This is a genomic window from Paenibacillus campi, from assembly GCF_034659835.1.
Classification (GTDB): domain Bacteria; phylum Bacillota; class Bacilli; order Paenibacillales; family Paenibacillaceae; genus Saccharibacillus; species Saccharibacillus campi.
This window is the reverse complement of record NZ_JAXSQZ010000003.1, coordinates 483318-495747: the sequence shown is the minus strand read 5'-3', so window position 1 is coordinate 495747 and position 12430 is coordinate 483318. Positions and strand designations below refer to the sequence as shown.

Sequence of the window (12430 nt, the reverse complement as noted above, 5' to 3'; positions counted from 1 at the left end):
ATAATTATATTATTTTTGATTCGTTTTTCCAATCTATTAACGAAAGGCATAAACGCTGTCTTTGTCACGTTTTAGACAAATGTAAGCGTAGACACATAAAATTTTTTTGCGCAAATATGAAATAAAAATGCTGTATTTTCAGATTAATAATAGTTTTTATCAATGATAAATCGATAAATGATAGAAAATACTCAAATTTTTCCTTTACAATATGTCATAATGAGACTATTATAAACAATGTGATCGATGTTTATTTACGAATAATAATCAAGTGTTAAAAAAAGTAAGAAAGAAGGCTGTTAACTATGAACGCTTTTTATCTTGACAATGAAGGATCGCTTCGAACCGTATTGCGTGGTAAAGATGTATTGGCTCATCCGATTTTGAACAAAGGAGTCGCTTTTTCGGAGGCAGAGCGTAAAGAGCTTCATTTGAACGGAATTTTGCCACCGACCATTTTGACCATTGAAGAACAAGCGAAACGGGCATACGAGCAATTCCAAAATGAATCGAGTAATTTGCGCAAAAATATTATGCTAAGTGATTTGTCGAATCGCAATGTAGTATTGTACTATCGTTTGCTAAGCGAGCACTTAAGCGAAATGCTGCCGATTGTGTATACACCAACGGTCGGTCAGTCGATTCAAGAATACAGCCTGCATTATCATAAGCCAGGCGGCGTCTATCTCTCGATTGACAACATGGATGGCATTGAAGAAGCATTCCGTAACAGCGGTGTGAACCCTGGCGATATCGATCTGATCGTTGCTACCGATTCGGAAAGTATTCTCGGGATCGGAGACTGGGGCGTAGGTGGCATTAACATCGCGATCGGTAAGCTTGCCGTGTATACGGCTGCGGCAGGCATCAATCCTGGACGTGTATTACCAGTCGTGCTTGATGCCGGTACAAACAATGAGCAACTGCTTAACGATCCGATGTACGTCGGTAATCGTCATGAACGGATTCGTGGTGAACGTTATGAGCAATTTATCGACCGTTACGTGCAAACCGCATTGAAGCTGTTCCCAAATGCACTGCTGCACTGGGAAGACTTCGGTAATGTAAATGCACGCAACATCATTAATAAATATGGTGAGCATATGCTGACCTTTAATGACGATATTCAAGGTACAGGTGCGGTAACATTGGCAGCGATTATGTCTGGTGTACAAGTAAGCGGTGTACCGCTGCGTGATCATCGTGTACTTGTGTTCGGACCAGGTGCTGCCGGAATTGGTAATGCCGATCAGATTCGCGATGCGATGGTAACGGATGGTCTGACCCAAGAACAGGCGGAACGTCGCTTCTGGGCGTATGACTATCGCGGCTTGTTGACCGATGAAACCGAAGGTGTGCTTGGCTTCCAGCAACCGTATGTACGTCCTGCGGCGGAAGTTCGTGATTGGGCAACCGATGCGGACGGCAAAATCAGTCTGCTTGAAGTGATTAAACAAGTACAACCAACGATTCTGCTCGGTACATCCGGTGTAACGGGGGCATTTAGCGAAGAAATCGTTAAAGAAATGGCAAAACATGTCGAGCGTCCCATCATTATGCCAATGTCGAACCCGACTACACTTGCTGAAGCAACACCTGCCGATTTGCTGACATGGACAGATGGTAAAGCGCTAATCGCTACAGGTAGCCCGTTTGAACCGGTTGAATATAAAGGGGTAACGTATGAAATCGGTCAATCGAACAATGCGTTTGTATTCCCTGGCTTGGGACTGGGCGCGATTGTTACCAAAGCAAAAACATTTACCAAAGGTATGTTTACCGCTGCAGCTGATGCGGTTGCCCATGCGGTCGATTCATCTGCACCTGGTGCTTCATTGCTGCCACATGTACGTGATCTGCAAGCCGTATCGTTTGCTGTAGCAGTAGCGGTTGCCCGTGCAGCGATCGCGGATGATGTAGCGCGTTATGCGCCTGAAGATGTGGAAGATGCGGTACGTAATGCGATGTGGCATCCGGTATACCGTGAGGTTAAAGCGGGGGAGCTTACATCGGTTCGCTAATCCCCTCCTTTCAAATTATAAATAACTGCATATAAGTCTGTTCTTTCGCTAGGATGGAATCAGGGGATTGAAATCGAACTGCGCGGACAGAGCAGTTTGACCTGAATCGTTGTTTATTCAGTACAGAGGGATTATGTAATTTCGATCGACCAAGTTATACGCTAGAGCTGTCTTTCATTATATAGAAGCAATACGTTTGACTGTAACAAGTAATCGTAGAAGTATTGGAGTTAAATGAACAGGCTGCCTGTCCGCTATGGATGGGCAGCCGCCCTTTTCAGGGAGAATGGAGCATATACGCAATTTTGCTTAACAATCACATGGAGGTCTTATATCATGTCAGTAGGTCATATTTTTATCATTTTAATTCCGATTTTCTTTGTTATTATTGTCGGATTTCTCGGTGGACATTTTAAAATATTTAATCCTGCTTCATCTAAAGGTTTGAATACACTCGTAACTAAATTCGCGCTCCCAGCGCATCTTTTTATTGGCATTACGACGACCAGCAAACAGACGCTGATCGAGAAATGGCCTTTTTTTATGACTATGTTTCTGGGTATTATTGGGTTTTATGTTATTATGATGCTCATTATGCGGCTCGTATTCCGTATGGACCTCAATACATCGTCTATTTTTTCCTTAAATTCAACCCAGCCTTCCTTTGCATTTATGGGTATTCCGGTGCTGGGCAGTCTGTTTGGTGCGGCAGAGGTCGCTATTCCGATTGCCATTACCGGTATAGTTGTCAATGCGGTACTTGATCCAATTGCAACTATTGTAAGCTCGGTTGGTAAAAAGACACAAGCGCACAAAGCCCAAGATGGACAGAATGAAAACTTGCTCAAATTAACGATTCATTCCATTTTGCACGGTTTGCGTGAACCGCTTGCCTGTGTGCCATTAATCGGTGTCATCCTTACACTTTTAGGCTTTCATGCGCCACAATTGTTGCAAGATTCGTTCAATCAAATCGGTAATGTTACATCCGGTGCAGCTTTGTTTGCGATCGGGGTTACGATCGGTCTGAACCACATTAAATTAAGTGGCAATGCAATCGGTATTTCGGTGCTGAAAGTTGTCGGGTTGCCGCTGCTGACATTTGCATTTGCTGCAATGATGGGACTGTCTACTGATGATGCAACGATGGCAGTACTGCTCGTCTCGTTCCCAAGCTCCGCTGTTGCGGCGATGATTGCGACCCGCTTTGAAACGTTAGAAGTGGAAACCGCTTCGTCATTTGTGCTTAGCTCCATCTTATCGCTTATCTCGTTGCCGATTTTGATTTCGTTGCTAGTATAAAGCGTGGCAATGGATGAGGATATCGGTACACAATCAAAGTTGAAATTTAACTTGGTCTGTGAACTAGGCAAAGCGATGAACATAAAGCAGTTGGCATCTTATGAATCAATATAGGTTTACATCTGAAATGAGCAGAAATTACGCTAACCTATCGGCATCATGTAGGATACAAGAGCGTAAAAAGAGCGACATGAACAATGAATGATGCCTGATAGCTTGAATTTGAATAATATAAATTGTAAGTATAACAGGTTAAATAGCAGCTCCAAATTTCATTGCTAGCGAGTCGAATAGCTCATTATTTTGCTTGCTAAGTTTGTGGGGAGCTGTCAATATAATAGCAAGGCTGCTGCAACGAATTGTTTTCAAACAATGGCGGGCAGCAGCCTTTTTTGTTGAGCACATTGTAAGCTAGAGCTTTCGCGATGATCGATGGAAGCTGAGGATGGAATATGGAATGAGGTAGACAATACGGTTTAGTATGCTTACTACATTCCCGTTTTCGTACCAAGCTTATAATGTTGCAGGATTGGCATTGCAGTTGGTTTGTACATATTATGTATCGTCTGTCTGCTTACAGCGTATATTGCGTAGCGATTCGTACGGTGTCTAGCAAGTCAGAACAGATGAAAAGGAGTGTGTTGTACATTGATAAATAGCGTGAATATTATGCCATTTCCGCGAGCAGCAGCAACCTTGTGGCAAAATCGTGTAGCAGATATGGTCGTGCATATCCAGCAGGAGGAATATCAAATTCCGATTACCCGTGAACAGCAAACCGATTTACAAGATATCGTTGGCTATTATTTACATGGAACCGGAAATTTCTGGATCGCTCATATCGATGAACAAGTCGTTGGTACGATTGCGCTGCTCGATATCGGTGAGCGGCAATTAACGCTACGCAAAATGTTTGTGCATCAAGATTATCGCGGCAAAACATGGGGCGTTTCACATGCGCTCATGCAACAAGCGATAAACTGGGCAAACGATCATAAGCAAAGGGAAATTTATCTCGGCACAACATTGCAATTCAAGGCGGCACATCGATTTTATGAGAAAAATGGGTTCATCGAGATCGAGCAGCAGCAGCTACCGCCAAATTTTCCGATCGTCCATGTGGATAAAAAGTTTTACCGGTTATCGTTACCATCCAGCGTATAAGCAGCTTGGAAGTGAATTTCCATCCTAGCTATCTGTTCACTTCGTATTGCGTGCACCATTTTTGCAAATTAAAGGATGGCGGCATAGAGCAGTGAAGTGAGTTGCCAATCATTCTCTACATTGATCTTTAATCATTTTTAGACAGAGAGTTTTCTTGCCGCATCAGCGGTGAGAAGGCTCTTTTTAGCATTGGATGGGGTGTAGGGACATAATTGTAGCTGGATGCAAAACCGAGTAGGGGACGATCTAGGTAAAGCTAATGATGACTATATAGGAATAAGGATACGTATGTACGTAATAGGAGCGTCTACATATGCAAAATCGTTTTCGTCGTGAACGACTGCCAGTAGAAGCGCCATCCTGCCTATACATACGATGAAATGTTGACAAAAAGGAACACGAATACTATATTATAAATTATTAATCGTAATATTTACGATTAAATCGCTTTAAACTTTATAATGGGTTTCACTTCATTTTATAAATGATGCTGTGTGCACCGACAATTGTAGCGCGACAGATTCATATAGCAGATGTAAGCGGATCGTTAGCCGTAACCGTCATTGTACATCAGGCAGGAGGAATCATAATGAACTTGGATTTTTTTACCGTACGCCGCATTCGGCAAATTATGGATGGATACATCGATGCCAAAGTGCCAGCTTCTATGCGCACTTCGGTGCAGATTGCTTATGAATGGCAGTCGGATGGGCTGATTTTGTCTGAGCTGCGCCCTTCACCAGCTACACGCGGCTGGCAGCGAACCGCGTTTGCGTGTCTGCGCTGTCAATCGGATGGCTGCTGGCATGTGTATGCACGGACAAACAAGCAAGCAGCGCATGATTTACCGCTTTGGAGTGCTGTGCCGGAAGCAGGCGGACAGCGTGATTTCGAGCTGCAACTGCAATATGTGGAGGAAGACCCATTGGAACTATTTTGGCCGGATTGGCAGGCGCATGATGAGCAGGAAGATTACGTATGACAAGATAAGGACATTATAATTACGCAGTGTTGACCATTCGATCCCCAATATAGTACTAGGCAACTGCGTGCAAAAGTTGGTGCACATACTTTATGAACGAGGAGGTATGAATATGAATGACATATCTGTGAATCATCATGATCCAACCGCTGAATTAAGTGATAACGAACTCGCACTGGCACAGAATGCAATCGTTGCTGGAGAGACTGTGCCGACAAGCGAGCCGTTTGACCCGCGTATTCCAGTAACGATTGTGACCGGGTTTCTTGGCGCGGGCAAAACGACGCTGCTCAATCATCTGCTTACTTCGGAGCACGGGCATAAGATCGCCGTAATCGTGAATGAATTTGGCGAGGTCGGTATTGATCATGAATTGATCGTAGGGGCGGAAGACGAGATTATTGAGCTGAATAATGGCTGTATTTGTTGTACGGTACGCGGTGATCTGGTGAAAATCGCGATCCAACTACTTGATCGCAAATTCGGCATACAAGAGCAGCGTTATGATTTTGATCGGTTGGTAATCGAAACGACCGGGTTAGCTGATCCTGGTCCGGTAATCCAGACATTTTTGGCGGAAGAACTGCTTGAACAATTTTTCAGACTGGATGCAGTCGTCACATTAGTCGATGCACGTCATGCTCATCTGCATTTCGATCAAGGGCTGGAAGCGCAAGCACAGATTGCTTTTGCCGATGTATTGCTGCTGAATAAGGCTGATCTAGTTACAGCGGAGGAGCTGGCGTTATTAGAAGCGCGTCTGCGCCACATAAATGTGTCGGCACCGATCTATCCTACTTGCCAATCTGCAATCGATATTCACTCTATATTGGATGTCCATGCATTTGAACTGGATCGCAAGTTGGAAATTCGTCCAAACTTGCTGCATGCCCATTACCATCATCATGAAGATGAGGTACGTTCGATCGTGTTACAGGATACACGTCCAGTTCATTTGCAAAAGATCAATCGTTTTATCGATGAGTGGCTGATCAACCATGCTGAAGATACGTATCGGTACAAAGGCATTATCTATGTCGACCAGGTGGAACGGCGCGTCGTATTTCAAGGCGTGCATATGATGCTGGGCATTAATACCGATCGCAACTGGCATGTTGGCGAAGCACGGATGACCCGCATCGTCATTATCGGTAAAAATTTGGATGAAGCGTGGTTTCAACAACGCTTTGCCGCATGTATCGTCGAATCGGCGGAATCGACACTGTAGTAGAGAAGTGTTACTAGTAACACAACATAATTGTATCTACTCCTATTAGGGCATATACGCACACTCGTATGCTGCGAGCCGTACTTTACTGCGAGAAGGAAATAAAGGGTACGGATGACGTCAGTGTTTGTAATTTTCAAACACGAGCGGTTTGGCAGGATAACATTGCAGACAGCATGGACGAAGGGAGGTGACAGCATCGATGCAAAGATTTAACGAGCAGATCGCCTTGTTGGAGCTGGAAATGGATTTTATGGGCAGAGAGAGCATCATTCATCCGCTTTTCATTGCGGATCAATATCATACATTGTTGATCGATGCGGGTCTGCCAGGTCAGTATGAACAACTTACCTGTGAGCTGCACGCAGCAGGCACATGCCCACAGCTACTGGATGATGTATTGTTTACACATCAGGATTTGGATCATATTGGCTGTTTGCCAGAACTCGATGCCGCCAATCCTACTGCGACATTTTACGCACATGAATGGGACGCTCCATACATACGCGGAGAACGTCCACTGTTAAAAGACAATGTAGTGCCGTGGCAATCGCAATTAACTGTGCTACCGAGCGGACGGGTTGATCGTTATTTAACGCATGGACAGCACTTTCCTATCGCTGGCGGGATCGAAGTCATTCATACACCTGGGCATACATCCGGGCATGTATGTTTGTTGTTATCACGTGAGCGTGCGGTAATCGCTGGTGATATTGTGTTTTATATCGACGCTGAACTTGTGCTACCACCGGTCGCATTAACTGAAAATCTGCCAGCTGCGATGCAGTCGTTAGAACAGTTGTTAGCCTATGATTTTGATACACTAATCTGTTATCATGGCGGGGTATGTTATGATGCGAAGGCACGTTTGCGACGATTGTTACAGAAGTCGTTTTGGCAGTAAAAGCAAATTAAAAATAAAAGGCTTCACCGATAGGATTATCAGTGAAGCCTTTTTGATGATTTAATTTATCTCAACCACTGCGCAATTAACGAAAAAGCGATAATAATCAAAAACAACAACGTAATATGATTGAGCGAGAAAATGAACATTTTTTTCGCCCAGCCGTTAACGTCTTCGATCGTTCCGGCTTTGTCATAGCTGCGGAAACTGAACACGAGCCAAGACAGGCTAAGCAGGAACGCGACGCCGGCGATATACGGGCTAAGCGGCCAGAACATCAGGCTTGACAATACGAGCAGTACGAGATAGAAATTCGTTTGTGCATAAGTACGTTTTAGACCTTTGACCACTGGCAACATTGGTACGCTTGCCGCTTTGTATTCATCAAAACGACGAATCGCAATCGCGTAAAAGTGAGGCATTTGCCATAGCAGCATCGTTACGACAAGTGCCCAAATTTCCCAATGTCCAATATCGCTCGATACAGCTGCCCAACCGATTAGTGGTGGCACGGCACCGGACAAACTGCCGACTTCAGTATTGTAGATCGTTGTGCGTTTTGTCCACATCGTATACGGCACGACGTACAGGAATAAGCCGAGGAAACCGAACAGCGCAGCCAGTGGAGAACTGAGATAGAGCAGCGCTACACCGATCAGCGCCATCGTTGTACCGATCGCGAGCCCGTTAGGCGCATCCATTTTACCGGTTACAGTTGGACGCGTTTTGGTACGTTCCATAATCGCATCGATATCACGGTCATACAAATTGTTAAATGCACCCGCAGAACCGATGACGAGCGACGAACCGATAAACGCCAATATAATCGCTCCGATATGATCGAAAAAAGACAGATTCATCACATAAATAGCCATGCTCAATCCGGCAAACATCGCAATCAGATTAGATTTGATGATTCCCGTTTTGATGGTCGCAAAAAAGATGGCAGTAAACGACGAAGTTGTCTGCATAGGTACAGCTTGACCAGTTTGATTTTTCATCTCTATATATGTCACCCGTTTCAGTATTTGATATGTGTCCATCATACCATTTATAAGGTAAAAACACGCGCTATAAATGACGTTTTTTAAAATTACGCCATCAATTTGTGAAAACTTTATAACGATTTTCACAAAGGGATAGGAATATTGGTGAAAGTATGCCTAAACAACGATTGCACACCAAAATAATATATACCTAAACGAACATAAAAGCCAGTCATCTATGCAAAAAAATAATCGATATGTGCGCACGGTCATTGCTGATGAGGCAGACAATGATGTCTGTGTCGCTTACATATCGATTTAAACCGTCGATCCTATCGTATTTACCGATGATTCATTGCGCTGTTCTAACTACTTCGAGTCCTAATGTAGAGTGATTATAAATTTGCCACCTGATCAACCGCTCGTGCGGTCGCTTGCCGCTCGGCTTCCTGATCACGCTTTGTTAAACGACGATGAGCGGTAAGCAGAAATGGCATGCCGACTAGCGTAAGCAGAGCAAGCGGCACAAACACGATGATGCCTCCATACACGGCAAAATGCTGCACGAGCATCCCGCCAACAACCGGAGCGACCATTGCGCCGATATTGTTAAAACCCATCGTACCAAAATACGTGCCTTTCCAGCCCGCTGGTGCGATATGATCGATCAGCATATCCATCATCGTAAACATTAGCACTTCACCGACTGTAAAAATAAACACACCGATCATAAATACCGGTAAACTATGCGCCAGCCCAAACATAACGAGTGACAGCGACACCAATATATTGCCTAGCACAAGCGGTACGATCGGACGAAATCGCCTTGCTGTTCGAACGAGCGGATACTGCACGATGAGCACAACGACCGCATTCATCGCGATCATATACGAAAAGATTTTGCTGCCATCTGTAATATCCGGTGTAATCGCCAAAAACTGTGCCAACGTGGAATCAAAATGCGCATAACCGAGTACGCAAAAGATCATTCCGATCAACACCGGCAAAAAAATGCGATCCGAAGATGTCACCCGTAACGCCTCACGCATATTCGGTTTAACCGAAATGTCTGCCTTATACGTTTGCAGCTTGGTGAGCGGATGAATGATAAATTGCAGCATCAGCACCATACTGTACAACACATACACACCACCTGTAATAAAAAACGGAAATGTCGACGCGCCCGAACCAAGTTGCAGTCCGATCAATGGCCCAAATACGACCCCGATATTAATGGCAGCATAACGCAGATTGAATACGAGCAAACGGTGCTCTGGCGGTGTCGTATCCGACAATAGCGCCCGCGCCGCTGGCTCAAAAGTAGAGCGGCAAATCCCATTCAGTACATTAACGACAAAAAACATCCATACATATTCTGCCGCCGCAAAACCGAAAAATACAAACGACCAGCAACATACAGAGACAAGCATCACTTTTTTACGTCCGATCCGGTCAGAAATATAACCGCCATAAAAGCTCACCAGCACCCCGGCAAGCGAACTGCCTGCGATAATGAGTCCGGTCTGGGTTGCCGGCACATGAAGTGTGGAAGTTAAATAGATCGCCAGAAAAGGCACACTCATCGAAGTGACAAGCCTACCGAACATCGTGCCGACGATGATCGTCCAGGCGAGTGGATGAATCATAGCTAGATTTTTTGCAATCATGTGGAACACTCCTTATATTTACAAAACGTTAATCAAGTTGTTATCATTGTAAAAAGTAAAAAGGAGAAGAAAAAGAGAAAAATTTTGCATGTCAGTTTCACCTTTTAGCGAATGTTGTGAAAACGGTAGCTAGGTATGAACACATAGGTATGGAAACTTAATGGATCATTCCCTTTCAAACTTGAATAGAGGGATCGCAGGCGAATGACAGCAGGCACGGATACGATATATATCAATTGAAAAGAAAATTGCACTAAGCTTGTCAGCTTACGGAAAGGAAACTCATGATGGAGCATAATATGATTCAATATTTACAGCTATACGAGCGGCTGAATCCAAGTAATGAAGCGAATGGGACGTGTGCGGTGACGATCGCTCAGCTGGCAGAGCTATTATGCTGCACACCGCGCAATGTAAAGTTGATTTTGCGTAGACTGGAAGCACATGGTTGGATTGCCTGGCAGCCCGGACGAGGCAGAGGCAATCATTCACATTTGCAATTTGTATGCTCTAATGGAGCGCTGCTGGAACAACGGATTCAATATTTGCTGGAGCGTGACAAAGTAAAAGAAGCGCTTGATTTGGTCAGCAACTTTGAAGGTGAGGAGTCCATGCGTGAGCGTCTGTCCCAGCGCATCCATATTTATTTGGGACTACATCAGGAACAGGAAGCGAGCAGCAGACATGATGTGCTACGTATGATTCGTTATCGACCACTTGGCAAGCTGGATACGGTGCGTGCGTTCAGCGCATTTGAAATTTTTTTGATGCGGCATATTTTTGATACGCTTGTCGCTTATGATTCCGAGACAGAGCGCTTTGTGCCAAAGTTGGCTCATTTATGGGAATGCAGTGAGGAGGGGACTGCCTGGACGTTTTATTTGCGCAAAGGGGTACGATTTCATGATGGCAAGTTGTTTACAGCGCGCGATGTGGCGGCAACGTTGGAACGAATTAAACGGCGGGGCGACAATATCGGCTGGCTCTATCGTGATATGGAAAGTATTCGGCTGCATGACGATTATGCGCTAACGTTTACATTAAAACAGCAAAATACGATGTTTTTGCATCTGATCTCCAATATTAATATGGCGATTGTACCGGAGCATGAGCAGGACGATATGACGATTAACGGCACCGGCCCGTTTCGCGTGTCCCAGCTAAATACGAGCAAAATGTCGTTGAGCGCGTTTGACGGTTATTATGGTTATCGCCCGCTTTTGGATCGGGTGGATGTATGGTTTTTGGCGGAGGAAGGCGGAAGTAATCGGTATTATCGTTTGACCCATGAAGCGGATAGCGAAGAACAGGAACAGGCGAATAGCCGTCAATTGACCCAGCCTGCACTTGGAGGCAGATATTTGCTGTTTAATATGCGCGTGTCCGGCGTTCAGCATGATGTGAATTTTCGCTATGCGATGCGGCTGTTATATGATCGGCAGACGATGCAAGAGGAGCTGCAAGGGGATCGCACGTCACCAGCAGGGAGTTTTTTGCCGTGGAAAAGCGCCCAGCAAACGTTCCCACGCATCAGCCTGGACGAAGCAAAACGCCAATTGGCTCTCAGCAGCTATCATGGCGAGATGCTCATGCTAAGCTTTACCGACAAAAAGGAAGATCGACTGGAAGCGGAATGGATACAGCGGCGTGCAGCGGCAATCGGGTTAAAGCTGGAACTTGCTCCGCAGGAAGATCGGGAGTTGTTAGGTGGACATATCGCACTTGCGGTGGAGGTGTTGGAAGATGATTGGGAATGGGATTTGATTAATTTCTTCTCGAATGAAGTCAATCATCTGCACCGTTTGCTAGATACCGAGCAGCTTCGTGTGCTACATACGATGTTATATGATGTGATGCGACATGAACGCTCAGAACGGGAGCGGATTTTGGAACAGATGGAGCGAAAGTTACAGCAAGAACATTGGCTGTTGCTCGGTAATCATATTAACCAACGAGCGTATTTTAACCGTAGTTTGAGCGGATTACATCTTGATTCGTTTGGTTTTCCGAATCTGTCTACGATGTGGATTCGAGATAAACTATCGCTGACAACGATACGACACCAAACTTAAATTTAAGTAAAAAATGTAGTATTACGGAAAATATGTCGTAAAAAGGTGAATGATGCGAAGAACTGGGTAGATATATGAACAACAGCTAATTACACACGGCTTAC

At 44.8% G+C, this 12430-nt stretch carries 9 protein-coding genes; 7 read left to right on the top strand and 2 right to left on the bottom strand.

All coding sequences use genetic code 11. From position 1 onward, the window contains the following. Positions 1 to 305 precede the first annotated feature (305 nt). The 6 genes from U1I11_RS10720 to U1I11_RS10695 all read left to right on the top strand — a co-directional run bounded on the left by U1I11_RS10720 (position 306) and on the right by U1I11_RS10695 (position 7601). Complete coding sequence (locus tag U1I11_RS10720; RefSeq protein WP_322906100.1) at positions 306 to 2021, top strand: NAD-dependent malic enzyme; 1716 nt, start codon at positions 306 to 308, stop codon at positions 2019 to 2021. Positions 2022 to 2357: 336 nt separating this feature from the next. Further along, the gene (locus tag U1I11_RS10715) at positions 2358 to 3323 is read left to right on the top strand and encodes an AEC family transporter (protein WP_322906099.1); all 966 of its coding nucleotides are present in this window, start codon (positions 2358 to 2360) and stop codon (positions 3321 to 3323) included. A gap of 669 nt (positions 3324 to 3992) precedes the next feature. After that, entirely contained in the window at positions 3993 to 4487 is a 495-nt protein-coding gene (locus tag U1I11_RS10710; protein ID WP_322906201.1) for a GNAT family N-acetyltransferase, read from the top strand. Positions 4488 to 5076: 589 nt separating this feature from the next. Beyond that, complete coding sequence (locus U1I11_RS10705; protein WP_322906098.1) at positions 5077 to 5469, top strand: DUF3024 domain-containing protein; 393 nt, start codon at positions 5077 to 5079, stop codon at positions 5467 to 5469. Between the two features lie 112 nt (positions 5470 to 5581). Further along, positions 5582 to 6697, top strand: a complete 1116-nt coding sequence (locus U1I11_RS10700; protein ID WP_322906097.1) for a CobW family GTP-binding protein — start codon at positions 5582 to 5584, stop codon at positions 6695 to 6697. Between the two features lie 202 nt (positions 6698 to 6899). Next, positions 6900 to 7601 (top strand): MBL fold metallo-hydrolase, encoded by a 702-nt coding sequence (locus U1I11_RS10695; protein WP_322906096.1) that lies wholly within the window; start codon positions 6900 to 6902, stop codon positions 7599 to 7601. Between the two features lie 65 nt (positions 7602 to 7666). Here U1I11_RS10695 and cyoE read toward each other — a convergent pair whose 3' ends face one another. Then, positions 7667 to 8602 carry a heme o synthase gene (gene cyoE, locus U1I11_RS10690; protein ID WP_416235613.1) on the bottom strand — a complete coding sequence of 312 codons (936 nt, stop codon included), beginning with the start codon at positions 8600 to 8602 and terminating at the stop codon, positions 7667 to 7669. A gap of 380 nt (positions 8603 to 8982) precedes the next feature. Continuing rightward, complete coding sequence (locus U1I11_RS10685) at positions 8983 to 10254, bottom strand: MDR family MFS transporter (RefSeq protein WP_322906095.1); 1272 nt, start codon at positions 10252 to 10254, stop codon at positions 8983 to 8985. Positions 10255 to 10553: 299 nt separating this feature from the next. Between U1I11_RS10685 and U1I11_RS10680 the strand changes: the two genes are divergently transcribed. Further along, positions 10554 to 12326: an ABC transporter substrate-binding protein gene (locus tag U1I11_RS10680; protein ID WP_322906094.1), complete on the top strand. Its 1773-nt coding sequence runs from the start codon at positions 10554 to 10556 to the stop codon at positions 12324 to 12326. Positions 12327 to 12430: the final 104 nt, after the last annotated feature.

What these genes read in the sequence shown, in the direction of transcription:
- U1I11_RS10720 (WP_322906100.1), top strand. Translation starts at nt 306, where the DNA reads ATGAACGCTTTTTATCTTGACAATGAAGGATCGCTTCGAACCGTATTG.
- U1I11_RS10715 (WP_322906099.1), top strand. Translation starts at nt 2,358, where the DNA reads ATGTCAGTAGGTCATATTTTTATCATTTTAATTCCGATTTTCTTTGTT.
- U1I11_RS10710 (WP_322906201.1), top strand. Translation starts at nt 3,993, where the DNA reads ATGCCATTTCCGCGAGCAGCAGCAACCTTGTGGCAAAATCGTGTAGCA.
- U1I11_RS10705 (WP_322906098.1), top strand. Translation starts at nt 5,077, where the DNA reads ATGAACTTGGATTTTTTTACCGTACGCCGCATTCGGCAAATTATGGAT.
- U1I11_RS10700 (WP_322906097.1), top strand. Translation starts at nt 5,582, where the DNA reads ATGAATGACATATCTGTGAATCATCATGATCCAACCGCTGAATTAAGT.
- U1I11_RS10695 (WP_322906096.1), top strand. Translation starts at nt 6,900, where the DNA reads ATGCAAAGATTTAACGAGCAGATCGCCTTGTTGGAGCTGGAAATGGAT.
- cyoE (WP_416235613.1), bottom strand. Translation starts at nt 8,602, where the DNA reads ATGAAAAATCAAACTGGTCAAGCTGTACCTATGCAGACAACTTCGTCG.
- U1I11_RS10685 (WP_322906095.1), bottom strand. Translation starts at nt 10,254, where the DNA reads ATGATTGCAAAAAATCTAGCTATGATTCATCCACTCGCCTGGACGATC.
- U1I11_RS10680 (WP_322906094.1), top strand. Translation starts at nt 10,554, where the DNA reads ATGATTCAATATTTACAGCTATACGAGCGGCTGAATCCAAGTAATGAA.